Below are 16,406 nucleotides of genomic sequence, written 5' to 3' on the forward strand. Positions count from 1 at the left end.
TAATATTTGCCGAAGATTTAAACCTAAAAGCTATGTCTAAAGGAATGTTATGTAAACATACTTTGGATGCTGGCTTTGGTAGTTTTCTTGAAATATTAAAGCACGTCGCATGGAAACGAGATGTCTATTTTGAAAAAGTTGATGCCAACCTAACAAGTCAAACCTGTCCTAATTGTGGAGTGGTAACAGGTAAAAAAGAGTTATCTCAACGAGTGCATAAATGCTCTAGTTGCGGTTTTATAACTGATAGAGACGTTGCTGCGGCCATGGTAGTCGAGCAACGTGGACTTGCAGCCCTCGGACTGGGGGTCAAGCTGCCTGTGGAGGACGAGGTTATCGGGGATGTCCCTAAAAAGTCATCTAGAGCCTCCCGTAGAAGCAGGAAAGCCTCGTAGTGATATGAGGAAGCCTACCCTGTACCGCCTGAGCGGTCAGGGTTGGGAGGATGTCACTGTTAGTAGTGTTTTAATAGCTTGACCTATTGTCCCGTCTAAAGTAAATAATATTGTAACTCTTATACCATTGCTCTTATGTCCCGTTCTAAAGCGATACAATACTATATAATGGCTCGTCTTCTCCTTGCCCCTCTGATGGTATGGACTATTGTTACTCTGGTTTTCTTGCTGTTGCGGGCGACTCCTGGAGATCCAGCCGATGCTATTTTAGGAAATCGTGCGCCAGAAGCAACAAAAGAGGCTTTAAGAGAAAGTTTGGGGCTAAATAAGCCTTTATGGTTACAATATTTCGCTTATTTGGGTCAACTTCTCAGTTTAAATCTAGGAACCTCTGTCACCAGTCAAGGGCAATCTGTTTGGGATATTATTACTCAGCATTTTCCTGCAACAGCAGAACTAACTTTTTACAGTATGGTAGTAGCCATTGCTATTGGTGTCACTATCGGTATTTTATCAGCCTCTCGACCCAATACATTTGTTGATGTCGGGGGACGACTTTTTGGTATTATTACCTATTCTTTGCCCATCTTTTGGGTAGGAATGGTGTTTCAATTAATTTTTGCGGTACAGTTGCGTTGGTTTCCTTTAGGAACCCGTTTTCCTATTAATCAAACCCCCCCTAATGGAGTGACAGGAATTTACACCATTGATAGCCTTTTTAGCGGTAATTTGGGGCAGTTTTTCACCTCAACCTACTACTTAATTTTACCCTGTTTTACATTGGGTCTATTATTAAGTGGTATTTTTGAGCGCATGGTGAGGGTAAACCTCAGACAAACCTTGCAAGCAGACTACGTAGAAGCCGCTAGGGCGAGAGGTATACCCGAAAGACGAATTTTATTGGCCCACGCCTTAAAGAATGCTCTTATCCCTGTTATTACTGTCTTTGGGTTGACGTTTGCAGCCCTATTGGGGGGTGCGGTATTAACAGAGGTTACCTTTTCTTGGCCAGGGTTAGGAAACCGTTTGTATCAGGCGATCGATGTGAGAGACTATCCCACAGTACAAGGTATTATGGTATTTTTCGGGGCTATTGTAGTGGTGGTTAGCATTTTGATCGATTTGATTAACGCTTACATTGACCCCCGTATTCGTTATTAACTATCAATTTAGACTGGGAAAATATGAAAGATTTAGGTAAAATTAAAACAATTTATCGAAGACTTTTAACCCTAATATTAGTAGGGTTTTCTATGTTAACCTTAACCGCTTGTGCTGGTACTGGTAATCAAAACCAAGTAGTTTTATCAATTTTAAGCGATCCTAAAACCTTTAATGCTGTCTTATCGCAAGAATCTCCTAATATTTTTGGGTTAACTTACGAAGGGTTAATTACGGAAAATCCTTTAACTGCAGAAAAAGAACCAGCTTTAGCAGAATCTTGGGATATTTCTGAGGATAAATTAACGATTGTTTTTACCTTAAGAGAAGGTTTGAAGTGGTCTGATGGGGAACCTTTAACCGCCGATGATGTTATTTTTTCTTACAATGATTTATATTTAAACGAAAAAATTCCTAACAACTACCGAGATAGTTTTCGAGTCGGAAGTCAAGGGGATTTTCCTAGTATCAAAAAGTTAGATGATCGACGTATAGAGTTTAAAATAACAGAACCCTTTGCCCCGTTTTTAGATAATGCTGGTGTTCCCATTTTACCTGCTCATATTCTACGTCAAACTATAGAAGAAACCGATGGAGAAGGGAGTCCCAAATTTTTATCAACCTGGGGAACAGATACACCCCCAGAAGAAATTGTTGTTAATGGTCCTTATAAACTCAAAGAATACATTACCAGTCAACGGGTTATTTTTGAAAAAAATCCTTATTACTGGAAAAAAGATCAACAAGGAAATCAGTTACCTAATATTGAGAATGTTGTTTGGGCAATTGTCGAATCAACGGATACTTCTTTGTTACAATTTCGCTCCGGTAGTTTAGACTCTATTAGTGTCACCCCTGAATATTTTTCCTTATTAAAAACAGAAGAGGATAGAGGTAATTTCACTATCTATAACGGTGGTTCTGCTTACGGGACTGTGTTCATTTCTTTTAATCAAAATCGAGGAAAAAGGGATAATCAACCTTTAGTTGATCCCATTAAGTCTGAATGGTTTAATAATCTTAATTTTCGTAAAGCAGTTGCTTATGGAATTGATAGACCTCGAATTATTAATAATATTTATCGAGGTTTAGGCAGTCCTCAAAATACACAAGTTTCTGTCCAATCACCTTACTATAATAAATCGCTGGAAGGGTATAACTATGACCCCGAAAAAGCCAAAGAATTATTAATACAGGAAGGTTTTATTTATAACGAAGCAGGAGAATTATCAGATAGTAAAGGCAATAAAGTTGAATTTAATTTAATCACTAATGCAGGAAACAAGATTAGAGAAGCGATGGGAGCGCAAATTAAAGAAGATTTAGGGAAACTAGGGATTAAGGTTAATTTTAGTCCTTTAGCGTTCAACGTTTTGGTAGATAAGCTTAGTAATTCGTTAGATTGGGAGGCTCATATTATCGGTTTTACAGGGGGAAATGAACCCCATTCTCCTAATATTTGGTACACCGATGGCAACTTACATATGTTCAACCAACAACCCCAACCCGGAAGCCAACCAATTACAGAAAGAGTGGTTACGGAGTGGGAAAAGAAAATCGAGCAATTGTATATTGCTGGATCTCAGGAAGTAGATATGAATAAACGCAAAGAAATTTATAACGAAGCACAAGAATTAGTATCAGAATACTTACCGTTTATTTATTTAGTTAATCCCTATTCTTTAGCGGCGGTTAAAAATCGTTTTGATGGGATTCAATATTCGGCATTAGGGGGTGCTTTTTGGAACATGGAAAAACTTTCGGCTACCGATGTTAGCCAAGAATAATCAACATTTATAGCACTTCCCATACTTTTGAGGTACAAAAGTTATCTCTTTGAAGCAGAAGGCAGGGGGCAGGAGACAGGAGTTAGGTGTACCTCATGAGTCTGAGAAACGCCATAATTGTTAAATATTCACTGATAAACTAGTGCCGCCTGGCGAAAATAGTCCCTCAGATTCAAAATCTATATTGGTTAGAAGTTTACTCAGAAGAAGTAGTTTCCGTTCAACTGAAGAGCTATCCCAAAAAATTCTCAATTTTATTGATTATTTTAATCAACATTTTGCCAAGCCATTCGTTTGGAAATTTAAGGCTTTTAAAGATCCTGAGTGACTGACGGGTTATTTCCGCCAACCGGCACTAGGTTATCTCGATAATAGTGATATCGTAGGAATGAAACAAACCATCATTGGTCAAAATAGGGAGATTTTCGCTTTGTCCCTGAGCGATGATCATTCTGTCAAACGGATCTTTGTGATGGAGTGGAAGTGTGGCGGCCACAATAGCGTGGATCGGTGTAATTGACAATGGGTTGACGGCTCCCACCGTTAAGCTCCTCTCGTCGCTATAACGGGGGATTCTCGAAGGAAGTTAATCCTTACAGGCTGCGTCAAGCAGACCCTAGACACTCGCTCAAAACTGAGTTTGTGCTTGCTTTTAAGACCGATTCCTAAACTTCCATTACAATCAGCGTTAATTAAATGACCATCCCTTGTCTTATACAATCCTCGTTTTACTCGTCTACCAGAAAACTTAGGTTTGACGGGATTATCGGCATTGTAAACAGGTATTTGGTCACGATCAAGGCTAGATGCTTTGGAAGTATAAGATTCTTCTTGTTCAACATAGTTCAACCCATATCGCTCACAGAGGCTTTTCAGCTTGACACGAAGGGTAAAGATTGGAATTTGAACAAAGTTGAGGCAGTGCGGTCTTGGGGTCTCCCCAAGTGGAGCAACTGCCGTCTGATTATTGCGTTTGCCCATATTGCTATTTTGTTTAAGCGTCGGGTTATAGCCCACAACAATCGTTCCAATCTTTCTACTAAGACAGAAATCGATGATGTATTTAGCTGCTTTACTCAAGTAATCATTTACTTGATTTTTGCGCCGATAAGACAACCAAGCTTCTTTTTTGGTGAGATGATTGATGCCTTGTTTATCTTTGTGAGAAACAAGTTTAGCTCGACGTTTATTAAACCATTGATTTTTAGATTTAAGCCAACGTCCATCAATGATAAAAGATTCGTCTGTAGAGCTAACAACTGTAGCCAAATTGTTCAATCCCAAATCAATAGAGATTGCTCTATTAGTGTTAACATTTATCTGCTCATCTTTGGACTCATAAACAAATGCAGCATCCAAGAATCTACCTTTTTGTTTTGGCAGTATTCGGATTTCCTTGAGCCGATATCCTCTCAAATTCGGAGGAATTGTCAAGTAGACAGAACCATGTTCTCTTGTATATTTGCGAGATGTAGGAATCTTAAATTTCCAATCATCTTTAGCAAAATTATGTCTTGCTCTAATCGGAATAATCAAAGGGAAAAAACCGTCTTTTGGCAAATACTTAGGTAGGTTAATTTTCTCCTGAAAGATTCCTTCTTTTTTCATCGAGAGCAACTTAAAAAATGCCTTGAAGCATCTATCGACATATTTGAGTGTTTGTTGCCCACAATCTGTCGCCAAGAGTTGATAGTTTTCATTCTCTTTACACAGGTGATAATTAGATTCGTAACTGAGATATTTGTTTTCTTGAAACATCAGGCAAAGGATCATTAAAATCGTCAGGAACCTTAAATTTGCCTCGATCTAGACCCAAGGGACGGGACTGCTGTTCATTCTCAAAAGGGACGAGCTTGGCAACGGGAACACCACGACTAGCAATGATGATTTCTTCTCCTAATGCCACTCTTTGTAGAAGCTTCGATAAGTGAGTTTTTGCTTGATGGATATTGATGGATTCCATGACAGTTGTATTAATAACCATTATTTTTAGCTTAAACTAGACTAAGTTTGTTGACTAGACTAAATTGGGGAAAATATCCAAGAAAATGACACCACATTCTCTTCTGAAGTAACTACGATTGCTAGGGATGATGTGGTCACTGCCATCGACTCTGAGATGACTCGGCTTGGTTGGGACAGAGAACAGGGGCGACGCTATCTCATCGAAAAGTCTGGAATGCGTTCGCGGATTAAGTTAAGCGACGAGCAACTCTTAGAATTTCTGGGTTATCTTCTGTTGGTGCAGAAACTTTGATAGTAGTTTCAACACCCTAAGCTTTATGAATAGATATTAAAAACAAAAAAGGGCTTACTATTATTAAGCCCAAATAATTATTTTTATGATTGTTTTTAGCTGTTTTAAGCAGCGACTAAACCATGAGAAGACATCTTCATGATTTCACGAGTAGAGAAACCAATATTACTTAAAGCTTCTCCGTAACTAATCATGAAGTCTTCTACTAAAGCTTCTTTTTCCATTCCTAAGATGTCAGCATCTTTTTCAACTTGGTTGAGCATTTGCCAAACAATAGGTAAATTTTCCTTATTTGCTTGTTCTAACTCTGCTTTAGAAGTTTCAAAATTCGCCTTTAACCAAACTTCCCCAAAATTGAGATGACTGTATTCATCTTTAACCACTCCTTCGGTGATTTTACGAGCAAAGGGATCAGCTACTGGAATGTAAATGTTATAAGCGGCGATCGCAAAAGCTTCGATGATCAAAGATTGAATTAATAAACAAGTGACAATTTTTCCTTCAGCTTTAGCAGTTTGGAAATTGCTGTGAAGTTGAGAAAAAAACTGTTCAGCGTAGTCCATATCGGGGGTAACTTTCAAATTCTTACCACAAGCTTGAAAGCCCTTTTTATGGCGGTTTTCCATCTTAGACAAACGAATCAACTCTTCACCATCCTCTGGAAGAAGTTGGGCCATATCGATGTAATTTTGATAGGCTTCTTGTTCCCCTTCAATGACAATAGCGTTGATGCGACTATAAGCATCTTTATAGGTTTCGCTGTTAAAATCAAGCTCTGAGCGTAAAGCAAGCTCTTGCATAAGCTATTTTATCTCCTGTGTTTTATCAACTATGTTAGTGGTTAAATGGATTTCCTTGGTTAGCTAAAGGTAACTAACCCTATAAGCATCAGTCAACGGTTATTAACCCGTGGCTATTGTCCATAGTATAAACTCTACTCTAATGTATAAAGTTTAAGCAGAAAAGACAAATAGGAAAATCGGAGTTGGACTAAACCTATGATTAAAGAACAAATAATAACTATTCATTCCTACGAATGGTTTTATCGAGAAGTAACCCCCAATAACCCTAATGATAAACCCCCTGTGGTTTTACTTCATGGTTTACCCAGTCACAGTTACACTTGGCGCAGGGTAATGGAGAATTTAGGAGAGCAAGGTTTTCGGGCGATCGCTCCTGACTGGATCGGTTCGGGGTTTTCTAGTAAACCCGATAAACGGGACTTTGCCTATACCTCAGATGCCTACCAGAAAGCGTTAGGTGAGTTTCTCCAGGGTTTAGAACTAAATCAGCTATCTTTGGTGGTGCAAGGATTTTTGGCTTCTGTGGCTCTACAATACGCTTTTAAACACCCTGATACTATCAATCGGGTAATTATTCTCAACACCCCCCTCTCTCCCGATGTTAAACTTCCTTGGTTGATGCAACAATGGACGTTTCCTTTTGTGGGGGATATGGTTACCCAAGATCCATTATTGGTGGATCGTACCCTAGAAAAAGGTAGTGGTTTTGTCATTGAGGATCAAGATTTAGATATTTTTCGACAACCTTATCTAAAAAGTTCTGCAGTGGGACGAGCTTTATTGACAACTGCTAAGAATCTGCAACTGTCTCAAAGTCTGAAAGATATAGAAAAAGGTTTGTGCGATTGGCAGGTGCCGACTCTTTTGCTTTGGGGGATGGAAGATCCCTGGTTATCGGCCGAAACCCCTCAAAAATTGGCGGACAATGCTTCTAATGTTGAATTGGTCAAGCTAGAAGAGGCAAAACACTACCCTCAAGAACACTGGCCCAAAGAAGTTAGCGAAGAAATGATTACTTTTTTGCGTCGTCAGATAGTTTAATCTAGCACTAGATATTCTGGTTAGGATTGGAAATTCCAAACTCCGAACCAGAAATCTAATTAACTTAAAGCTTGGGCTAATTGAGCTAACTGTTGATAATTTAAAACACTCCGTAACGTCTCAGCTAGATGATTCGGTTCCAAACTTACTAAAATATAGGGTAATTTCGCTTCGGCTAACTGTTGTAGGGCTTCGCTAGTCTGAACTTTTCTTTCCTGGTTTAGCTCAATATAATCGCTATTGTGTTTTAATTCTTTAATAATAATTGGAGCAAGGGTAGCATGGGAATGTAGAGAATTAGCAATGGCATCTGATGCGGTTTGGGTTAAATCTTGCCAACCTTGAAGATGGGGAAAAAGCTGTCCTAATTCCTTACATAATTGTTGTAGATTTTGACGATTTGTAGGATTTGACTTTTTCTTAAATAGGGATAACATTTTGCTTAATAAGTTTCTAACCTCAGCGAAAATGTCTTCGTGTTTGGGGCTTTCCTCTTCGTCAATAATTTTAGTCAGATAGGCTTGAAGTTCTACAAAAGAGGGTTCTGCTTCCTGAACGATTGTATCTGCTTCTTCTTTATTTAGACCAAAAGTTCCTTGTAATTTCTCGATTAAACTTTGTAAAACATCATATCCTGTTAAGAATAGAGATTCTAATTTTTGATTGGTAGCAACCTTATTTTCTCTAAGAATTTTGAAAGAATCTTCTAGCCGGTGAGCAATTTTTTGAATGCTGGTGTAACCTAACATGGCTGCTCCCCCTTTAATGGAATGGGCAGCCCGAAACATCTCATTGAGTCTCTCTTGATCCTCAACTACAACGGATAATTCTAAAAGTCCTGTTTCTAGGGTTTCTAGGTGTTCTTTAGCTTCCTCGATGAAATAACCCAGTATTTTTTGCTGATCCACAATCGTTTCCCCCTGTAATCCATCAAATAATTGTCGCCGGACTAATACTCTAATCCCTGAACGTACAATTTTATGATTCCCCCAAATCGGCTAAACTTAACACAATTTGAGTTGGCAGTTTGGGATCACGCAAGCACTGTTAAGATTTCCTGATAACAATACTCAGACTTTTTTATATTTTAAGCCCCGTTTTCCAAAACAGCATTTATGCTTAAAGGTAGAGTTGAGTTCAGAGGGGATTTTCTAAAATTGCCCCATCCTACTCTGAATCACTGTCCTTGTTGTTGAGTTGCGTGGTAATGAAAGAGATAGAACGCTATTACAGAGTCCTGGGATTAGAAGTTGGTGCCTCTCTCGAGGAGATTAATGAAGCCTATCGAGATCTGGCTTTTATTTGGCATCCCGATCGCCTACCGAAAAATAATGAAAGATTGTTGGCTAAAGCGGAGGCTAAGCTACAAGAGATTAATGATGCCCGTGAACAACTAAAAACCCATCAATTGGTGTCCCATCCCTCAAAAATTGTCTCTGTACCGCAAGAAAAACCCTCAACCTATCATTACAGTCATTATGCCCAAAATCAAGCCCAACGTCCTTATTATCGCGATTGGAGTGGGGCTGATTTAAAAGGGGCTAATCTCAAGGAAAAGGATCTATCTGGACGTAAGTTAATTAAAGCGGATCTCAGCTACGCCGATCTTAGCGACAGCTTCTTACACAAAATTAACCTAGAAGAAGCGAATCTGTTTCGGGCAAATCTATTTCGGGCTAACTTGTTACGGGCAAATTTGCGATCGGCTAATTTACAACAGGTTAACTTAGTGGGGGCTGATCTCAGTGGGGCTGATCTCAGTGGGGCTGATCTCAGTGGGGCTAAAGTTGGATCTGGTAATCGTATTATGGTTAAATTAACCGGAACTATTCTTAAGGGTGCTATCTTACCGGATGGTAGTGTTCATCGTTAAAGTTTAGAGTGGAGAATTTTGAGGAATTGTTCGAGAAAATATTCAGTTAATTCCTCTTTCCTCGAAATTTCCTCCATAAATTAAGCCATTTTTTCTTTAATTAACTGTTGACATTCTGCTACAGATGCTCGTTTTTCCATCAATTTTACTAGCTCTTCGTAAGCATTTTGATGACGAATGAGTAGATTTTTTGCTTGTAGTAATGCCCAATTTTCTTTTTGTTGATAAAGATCAGCCCGTAACCCTAAAACTCTGATCAATTCTCGTAAATTTTGTTTATCCTCTTGTCCACCTTCAACAGTGTTATAGACGATTTTTTCCGCTGCAATACCAGCCATCAACACAGTGAAAGTTCGCTCGAAAACTAAAGGATTTTTGCTAATTTTTTCCTTGTCAGATAAAAGGGTAAAATCGAACTGTACTCCTCCGATACCAGCTTTTTCCCCTTGCATAAAGGTTTCCCACGCAGTCAAAGTGTAACCGGTTACTGGAATACCTAAACAGTAGGCTGCCAAAAAATGGCCTGCTTCGTGATGAATAATGCGTTGACGTTCATCGGAAGACGTAAACAGGTCTAAAAATAACGTTAATCCCTTTCCTTCCCAACTAAAACTATCAATGGTAGCCAATCCTAAAATAGCAAAGGTAGCCCCGGCAGGAATAAAGGGAGATATGTTGAATACAGGACTCAACAACGCCGATAAAGTCATGGCAAAAACAGCCACAGCAACTAGGTTTAAAGATGTTTGTTCCATACCAAAAAATAAATAATTTAATTAAAGTTCTTCACTTACTCAGTTTAAGATTAATTTTTCTAAATAACAACCAATTGGGGAGAAATTTAGCTTCCCTTATATTCTCAGATATTCTCCAATAAAGACAAAACAGCTTTAGGATTTAACTTATCTTTAAACCAGACAACTTTTGCCGTAGTATCATTAAAATCGACTCCTGCTTTATCTAGGTTTAAACGTTCAGAAATTGCTAAAATAATATTCTCACTATCGGCATTTTGTACTTGATAAAACTTCTTTCTTAAATAGTCAGGTCGCCAATAACCAACAATTTCTAATAAAAAGTCTCTCCCGTCGGGATGAACTAATCTAAAGTCGGGAATCATAACACTTCCAGGAATAGGAATTAGATCAACCTCTCGTTCTAACTTCCAATCTGTTTTTAACTTTTCCCATCGTTTAGCGAAAGATTCTTCTAACATACTATCATAAGTTTTTCCTCTAGAATAATGAGTTACCAACCCACAATTATCATCTAAATCGAAATAACTAGTTTTCATTCCTCCCGTATAAGAATCTTTGCTTTGTAATTTGGTTTTTAGACTCCATTTACTCACATGAAGTAAAGCAGGAATCATTTTTGCTAAGGATAAACCGTAACGGGTACTGGGTTTAAATAAACTGGTGGGACCATCAACAGTTATGGTAAACCCTGTATCAGCATCACCCTCAATATAAGCCATTAATTGAAACAATTTTAAATAACGGAATAGTAGTTTATATTCCCCTGGATCATTACGATGAGCATTAATTACAATATAATTAGAACGGTAAAAAACTCCTTGAATTTGGGATATGTTATAACGGTGAATCAATGTTTCTGGTTCTGGCGGTTCAAAGCTAGTTAAAATTCTATTTTCTTGTAAATCTGCATACAATCCCCTTTCAATTTCACTGGGTAATACTTCTCTTTTCAATTCTTCTGTTAATAAACTAGCTATTTTTTCCAGTATTTTTGGTCTATTCTGTGGTATCGGTAAAGACTCAGCAGAAGAACTAAATACTTTTTGTCTTAATTCTTTGGGTTCCAGGGGACTAACAATCTCAAAAGTAGAAAAATGATTTTTCAATAAATGCGCTAACCCTCTTTTTACACGATAGTTAGGGTTATCTCCTTCCAATTCTGATAACTTTTCGTTTAACTGTTTTTGGGTTCTATCAACACAGTTTAAAAAACAATCAATTTGTTCAGCAGCTAAATCAATTATGTTACCATTTAGAGGTAAACGTTTAGGGATAATAGTGTCTCCACTGTAGCGATACATTAATAACTCTGAAGGTAACATAAAACGTTCTATTAAGTGAGCTTGATAAAATTAACTGTTCACTGATAAACTATTGTGTTGTTTTTCAATCATTTAACTTAATTTTTACACAAAGACTTAATAAACTGTTATAGAGTATAAGTATTATCTCATCTTTGGGCTATGACGCAGATTCAATCAACTATTTACTCTCCTTTAGAATGTCGTCCCGATAGTTATCAAAGTTGGTATCAACAGGGAAATAGACTACGTACGAACCAACTTTACCGAGAAGCGTTAATGTGTTACGAAAAAGCCTTAGAATATTATCCAAACGACTATTGGGCTTGGTACAAAAAGGGTATGACACTAGAAGAGTTAGGACGCTACAAAGAAGCTGTCGTCAGCTATGAAAATGCAACCACCATCGAACCAGAAAATTACTGGTCTTGGTATGATAAGGGTTGTATTCATCTTGAAGAGTTAAAACAGTACGAAGAAGCCATTAACTGCTTTAAAAAGGCTTTACTGATTTATACCGACGATTATTGGGCGCAATATCGTATTGGAGAATCTTATCGTCTATGGGAAAAATACCCCGAAGCGATCGCCGCCTACGATCAAGCATTAGCTATTAGACCGAATGATTATTGGTCATGGTATCGTAGAGGAGATTGTTTACGCCATCAAGGGGAATTAGAAACTGCGTTAACAAACTACGAAAAAGCCTTATTAATTAAACCCCGTGATTACTGGGGTTGGTATCAACAGGGACAAATATTACAACAATTAAGCCGTTTTGATGAAGCAATTAATTGTTATCAAAAAGCGATAGAAGCAGAACCTAACGATGAATACGCTTGGTACTATCAAGCTCATTGTCACGCTAATTTAAACAACGATAACGAAGCAATTAAATGTCTATTGGAAGCCATTGATATTGCTCCCAATACTATAATCAATCTTGCTAAAGATAACGAGCTATTTGATAGTTATTGGCAAAAAGAACAATTGAAAAAGTTATTAGATTAATAATTCATTCGGTGGGTAAGCTGATAGCTAAAAGCTTACCTTCTTGATTTGTTTATGAAATTTTCCCTAGTGTGTAATTTAATCCTTATTAAGTCTTTTTCAAAGAAATAATAAGAGTTTTACACTCCTAAACTCAACAGATTTTTTATGAATTTTCTTATGTCTAATTCAGGCTAACTAATCTAAATTATCCTGACAATAGTTCTTCATTTTTGTCCCTAAGTCTTGTTCTGTTTTCCCTAGCTGTTGAACTTGTTGTTGCATTAACTTAGCGGTGTCGATATCTTTGTTATTCAAAGCTGCTACAAATTGGCGAGTTGTATCAGCATTTCCTTGATAAATATCAGCAAAACCCATTTGAAACTCTACTAATTGTTGATCTTCGATTTTTAACTCTTTCATTTGTTTAGAAGTTTCTTCAAAAATATCCGCTACTTGTAAAACTTTTTTAATGTCCTCTGTTCTGCGATAATTTTCGCTTTCTTCAGACATTTTTTGAGTTAAAAGTATAATTTTCTGACATTGAGATATTTTTGTTTCAGCACAACTTATCAGCAATAAGTTGAGGAAAACTACCAATAAAGACACAGGGGAAAACAGATTATTTTTTGTAGCAGAGTTGCTCATTTTATATTCCTCATTGTGAAAGTCTTTTCTTGATTAAGACAATCGTGTTTTTACTCTCGGTTACTCAAACTGTTTACTAAGGTATGAATCAAATAGGTTAATTGTGTTAGCTGTTCCCTAGACTCGGTTTGAGCATCAACTAAGGTTTGAATCGACTCACTTAAAGCAAAGATTTGATAACCCTGCTGCTGTATTTGCTGTTCTTGTTCTTGCACTTGTTCGACAAGATTTTCCATTTTTAAAGCTAAATTTTCCACTGTTTCCGTGGTAGCAATAACCGTTTCTCCCATGTGTTCTAAAATTGTTTCTATTTTCTGATAATTTTGAATCATTGTTGATGAATTATCTAATTTATTTTTTGAATTAATTTTTTAAATATTCTAGGAATTATCATGACGTTTTTTGTGCCACTGCCAGGCGTGTTCAACAATAGTTCTAAGTTCAAAATATTCAGGTTTCCAACCTAAAATGGATTGAGCTTTTTCGCTACTTCCCACCAATATTGGAACATCTCCAGGTCGGCGATCGCTTTCTTTAACCAAAAAGTCGATACCTGTGACATTTTTGGTCATTTCAATAACTTCTCTGACAGAAAATCCGTTACCATTACCTAAATTAAACATTTCACTATCTCCTCCCTCCAAAAGATAGTTTAATCCCAAAACGTGGGCTGAAGCTAAATCATTAACATGGATATAATCTCTAATAGCAGTACCGTCTGGGGTCTCATAATCTGTGCCAAAAATGAAGAGATGATCCCGTTTTTTCAAAGCAGTTAATAAAGCTAAGGGAATTAAATGGGTTTCTGGGGTATGATCTTCTCCTAAATTACCAGAAGGATCGGCCCCCGACGCATTAAAATAGCGGAAAACAACAGACTTTAATCCATAAGCTCTGTCAAAATCTTTGAGGATTTTTTCGACCATATACTTACTAGAAGCATAGGGACTTAAAGGATTATTGGGATGGTTTTCTGTCATGGGAATTTCTTGGGGAGTCCCATAAATAGCGCAGGTAGAAGAAAAGACAAACTTATTAATATTAGCTGCCATCATTGCCTCTAATAAAGTCAAAGTTCCCACCACGTTATTTTGATAATAAATAGCAGGTTCTTTCACCGATTCTCCCACAGCTATAAAAGCAGCAAAGTGCATAACAGCAGCAATATTTCTAGTAGAAAATACCTTGTCTAACATACTGCGATCGTTAGTATCTCCTACAATTAATTCCACACCTAAAACATCTTTAACAATTTCAGGATGACCGTAAGAAAGGTTATCATAAACAATAACGTTGTAACCAGCCTTTTGTAAGGATAAAACAGCGTGGGAACCGATATATCCGGCTCCTCCGGTAACTAGAATAGTGGGTTTGGTATCAGACACAAGCAACTCCTGAGAATATATAGAGGGCGATGCTCGTAGCGATCGCACCTAGATGGATTTTATTTACTTAGGATAGGGCATTTCTACCTTTAAGAAAAGCGAAGATTAAAGATCGTTTTCCTTCCTTGGCTCTATAATAAGACTTTTATTGATTTGTTCAAGATTCTACTATGTTAGATAGTCTCGATCTCCAATTAACCTTAGATAAAGCAACTTACAACACAGAAATAGAAGCGTTGATGAGACAGTTGCGATCGCGGCAAAAAGACTGTTGGGATCATAAACTACCAGTTATCATTGTTTTGGAGGGGTGGGCGGCAGCTGGTAAGGGTAAGTTGTTACAAAAAACCGTTGGTTACATGGATCCCCGTGGTTTCAATGTCCATCCCATTTTAGAAGCAACGGCAGAAGAGAAAAAATATCCTTTTCTGTGGAGATTTTGGCAAAAATTACCGCCAAAAGGTAGCTTAGGTATTTTCTATCATAGTTGGTACACTCACGTTTTGGAGGATCGTCTATCTGGTGTAGAAAGCGATGAGCGTATTCCCTTGTTAATGGGAGACATTAATGCTTTTGAGCGACAAATTGTAGACGATGGTGTGGCCATAGGAAAATTTTGGCTACATTTGAGTCAAAAAGAACTAAAAAAGCGATTGAAAAAATACGCTTCTGATGAGTTAGAATCATGGCGAGTCCGTCCCGAAGACTGGCAACAGCTTGAAGAATATGATCGCTATGCCACTTTTGCCGAGGAAATGTTAACCTACACCAGTACCGGTCATGCTCCCTGGACTTTGGTGGAAGCAGACTGTCAAAGGTGGGCAAGAGTTAAGGTACTATCCCAAATGGTAGCCACCATCACCCAAGCTTTAGATCGTCTCAAACTGCCGAAAACTGCCATTCCCTCTTTACCCCCCCAAACTGAATTACAACCCACAGAACCGGATTTTTTGGCAAAAGCAGATCTGGGATTAAATTTGCCCAAAGATGATTATAAACAACGGTTAAAAGAAGCACAGGTTAAGTTAAGGCAGTTACAGTTACAAATTTTTCAAAAAAAAGTTCCTGTTTTAGCTTTATTTGAAGGATGGGACGCTGCTGGGAAAGGAGGAGCTATCAAGCGTTTAACGGATACTTTAGATCCCAGAAGTTATCGAGTTAATGCCTTCGCTGCTCCTACAAAAGAAGAATTAAACTATCACTATTTATGGCGATTTTGGCGACGCATTCCCCAACAGGGAAACATCGGTATTTTTGATAGGAGTTGGTACGGAAGAGTATTAGTAGAAAGGGTAGAAGGGTTTGCTTCCGAGTTGGAATGGCGAAGCTCTTATAAAGAAATTAACGAGTTTGAGTCACAGTTAACCACAGCAGGATGCGTCATTGTTAAGTTCTGGTTGCATGTCAGTTTTGAAGAACAGTTAAGACGCTTTGAAGAGAGGAAAAATGACCCCTTTAAATCCTATAAGTTGACCGATGAAGACTGGCGAAATAGAGAGAAATGGCCGTCATATTATGTCGCTGTAAATCAAATGATTGCTCGCACTAACACACCTTATGCACCCTGGACAGTTGTACCCGGTAATGATAAATATTATGCTCGGGTTTGTGTATTAGAAACTGTCATCAACGCCATCGAGAAGGAGTTGAAGAAACAAGCTTAGTATGTCAGAGCAAACCTAACAGAAATCATCCACATCACAAAAAAGTTGAGTCAGATCAAGGCGAGATTTTATATCGGTAGCACCAGATCTTGAGGAATACTACTTCCAGCATAGGTCTGGTGTTCCCTGTTGATACCAAATCCGCTTTACAAAGTAGACTAAGAAGATCAGGCAAGGAGAGGTGTTGACCGAAATTTTTACTCTACTATCATAAGAGGACTTGGTATGACTACAAAATTTCTTTCGAACTCATGTTAATTGAAAAAGCAGTCTTATTTTTTAGACCTTTGTTGTATCTTCTCAAAAAGCCAGGGGTCACTCGCTGCGAAAACTTAGGCCAAAC

18 protein-coding genes are annotated in these 16,406 nt (G+C 37.9%); 8 read left to right on the forward strand and 10 right to left on the reverse strand.

The window, feature by feature from the left end:
* The 3 genes from P9B04_RS00585 to P9B04_RS00595 all read left to right on the forward strand — a co-directional run.
* A partial coding sequence (locus P9B04_RS00585) for an RNA-guided endonuclease InsQ/TnpB family protein (protein ID WP_342053052.1) occupies nucleotides 1–395 on the forward strand: 395 nt, incomplete at its 5' end.
* Nucleotides 396–530: 135 nt separating this feature from the next.
* Nucleotides 531–1,556, forward strand: coding sequence for an ABC transporter permease (locus P9B04_RS00590; RefSeq protein ID WP_342053053.1), 1,026 nt, complete (start codon nucleotides 531–533; stop codon nucleotides 1,554–1,556).
* 23 nt (nucleotides 1,557–1,579) lie between these two features.
* Nucleotides 1,580–3,343, forward strand: coding sequence for an ABC transporter substrate-binding protein (locus P9B04_RS00595; RefSeq protein ID WP_446717952.1), 1,764 nt, complete (start codon nucleotides 1,580–1,582; stop codon nucleotides 3,341–3,343).
* Nucleotides 3,344–3,698: 355 nt separating this feature from the next.
* Here the strand turns inward: P9B04_RS00595 and P9B04_RS00600 are convergent, their stop codons facing one another.
* From P9B04_RS00600 to P9B04_RS00610, 3 genes are read right to left on the reverse strand one after another with little or no spacing between them, the layout of a single operon-like run.
* Nucleotides 3,699–3,866, reverse strand: coding sequence for a PIN domain-containing protein (locus tag P9B04_RS00600; protein WP_342053054.1), 168 nt, complete (start codon nucleotides 3,864–3,866; stop codon nucleotides 3,699–3,701).
* A gap of 20 nt (nucleotides 3,867–3,886) precedes the next feature.
* A complete protein-coding gene (locus tag P9B04_RS00605) occupies nucleotides 3,887–5,101 on the reverse strand; it encodes an RNA-guided endonuclease InsQ/TnpB family protein (protein ID WP_342053055.1) in 1,215 nt (404 codons plus the stop codon).
* A complete protein-coding gene (locus tag P9B04_RS00610; RefSeq protein ID WP_446717953.1) occupies nucleotides 5,064–5,327 on the reverse strand; it encodes a type II toxin-antitoxin system Phd/YefM family antitoxin in 264 nt (87 codons plus the stop codon). Before P9B04_RS00610 ends, P9B04_RS00605 begins: the two co-directional genes overlap by 38 nt.
* A 111-nt stretch (nucleotides 5,328–5,438) precedes the next feature.
* Here P9B04_RS00610 and P9B04_RS00615 point away from each other — a divergent pair, with 111 nt between their 5' ends.
* Nucleotides 5,439–5,600, forward strand: a complete 162-nt coding sequence (locus tag P9B04_RS00615; RefSeq protein WP_342053056.1) for a hypothetical protein — start codon at nucleotides 5,439–5,441, stop codon at nucleotides 5,598–5,600.
* 104 nt (nucleotides 5,601–5,704) lie between these two features.
* Here P9B04_RS00615 and P9B04_RS00620 read toward each other — a convergent pair whose 3' ends face one another.
* Nucleotides 5,705–6,400 carry an aldehyde oxygenase (deformylating) gene (locus tag P9B04_RS00620; protein WP_342053057.1) on the reverse strand — a complete coding sequence of 232 codons (696 nt, stop codon included), beginning with the start codon at nucleotides 6,398–6,400 and terminating at the stop codon, nucleotides 5,705–5,707.
* A 198-nt stretch (nucleotides 6,401–6,598) separates the two neighbouring features.
* On the opposite strand from P9B04_RS00620, the gene P9B04_RS00625 reads away from it, so the two are divergent.
* Nucleotides 6,599–7,444, forward strand: a complete 846-nt coding sequence (locus P9B04_RS00625) for an alpha/beta fold hydrolase (protein WP_342053058.1) — start codon at nucleotides 6,599–6,601, stop codon at nucleotides 7,442–7,444.
* 59 nt (nucleotides 7,445–7,503) lie between these two features.
* On the opposite strand, the gene P9B04_RS00630 is transcribed toward P9B04_RS00625, so the two are convergent.
* Complete coding sequence (locus P9B04_RS00630; RefSeq protein ID WP_342053059.1) at nucleotides 7,504–8,352, reverse strand: Hpt domain-containing protein; 849 nt, start codon at nucleotides 8,350–8,352, stop codon at nucleotides 7,504–7,506.
* Between the two features lie 299 nt (nucleotides 8,353–8,651).
* Between P9B04_RS00630 and P9B04_RS00635 the strand changes: the two genes are divergently transcribed.
* On the forward strand, nucleotides 8,652–9,317 hold the full coding sequence (locus tag P9B04_RS00635) for a pentapeptide repeat-containing protein (RefSeq protein ID WP_342053060.1): 666 nt from the start codon (nucleotides 8,652–8,654) through the stop codon (nucleotides 9,315–9,317).
* Nucleotides 9,318–9,397: 80 nt separating this feature from the next.
* On the opposite strand, the gene P9B04_RS00640 is transcribed toward P9B04_RS00635, so the two are convergent.
* Both P9B04_RS00640 and P9B04_RS00645 read right to left on the reverse strand, forming a co-directional pair.
* On the reverse strand, nucleotides 9,398–10,072 hold the full coding sequence (locus P9B04_RS00640) for a hypothetical protein (protein WP_342053061.1): 675 nt from the start codon (nucleotides 10,070–10,072) through the stop codon (nucleotides 9,398–9,400).
* Between the two features lie 104 nt (nucleotides 10,073–10,176).
* Nucleotides 10,177–11,397 (reverse strand): DUF790 family protein, encoded by a 1,221-nt coding sequence (locus P9B04_RS00645; protein WP_342053062.1) that lies wholly within the window; start codon nucleotides 11,395–11,397, stop codon nucleotides 10,177–10,179.
* A 141-nt stretch (nucleotides 11,398–11,538) separates the two neighbouring features.
* Between P9B04_RS00645 and P9B04_RS00650 the strand changes: the two genes are divergently transcribed.
* On the forward strand, nucleotides 11,539–12,387 hold the full coding sequence (locus tag P9B04_RS00650; protein ID WP_342053063.1) for a tetratricopeptide repeat protein: 849 nt from the start codon (nucleotides 11,539–11,541) through the stop codon (nucleotides 12,385–12,387).
* A 177-nt stretch (nucleotides 12,388–12,564) separates the two neighbouring features.
* Here P9B04_RS00650 and P9B04_RS00655 read toward each other — a convergent pair whose 3' ends face one another.
* The 3 genes from P9B04_RS00655 to galE are packed head-to-tail and all read right to left on the reverse strand — an operon-like array spanning nucleotide 12,565 to nucleotide 14,399.
* Complete coding sequence (locus P9B04_RS00655) at nucleotides 12,565–13,014, reverse strand: hypothetical protein (RefSeq protein ID WP_342053064.1); 450 nt, start codon at nucleotides 13,012–13,014, stop codon at nucleotides 12,565–12,567.
* A gap of 50 nt (nucleotides 13,015–13,064) precedes the next feature.
* Entirely contained in the window at nucleotides 13,065–13,346 is a 282-nt protein-coding gene (locus tag P9B04_RS00660) for a hypothetical protein (RefSeq protein WP_342053065.1), read from the reverse strand.
* 48 nt (nucleotides 13,347–13,394) lie between these two features.
* Nucleotides 13,395–14,399, reverse strand: coding sequence for a UDP-glucose 4-epimerase GalE (galE, locus tag P9B04_RS00665; protein WP_342053066.1), 1,005 nt, complete (start codon nucleotides 14,397–14,399; stop codon nucleotides 13,395–13,397).
* Between the two features lie 170 nt (nucleotides 14,400–14,569).
* Here galE and pap point away from each other — a divergent pair, with 170 nt between their 5' ends.
* The gene (gene pap / locus P9B04_RS00670; RefSeq protein ID WP_342053067.1) at nucleotides 14,570–16,063 is read left to right on the forward strand and encodes a polyphosphate:AMP phosphotransferase; all 1,494 of its coding nucleotides are present in this window, start codon (nucleotides 14,570–14,572) and stop codon (nucleotides 16,061–16,063) included.
* Nucleotides 16,064–16,406 lie beyond the last annotated feature (343 nt).

Origin of the sequence: Crocosphaera sp. Alani8 (assembly GCF_038442745.1) — a bacterium.
Lineage (GTDB): Bacteria > Cyanobacteriota > Cyanobacteriia > Cyanobacteriales > Microcystaceae > Crocosphaera.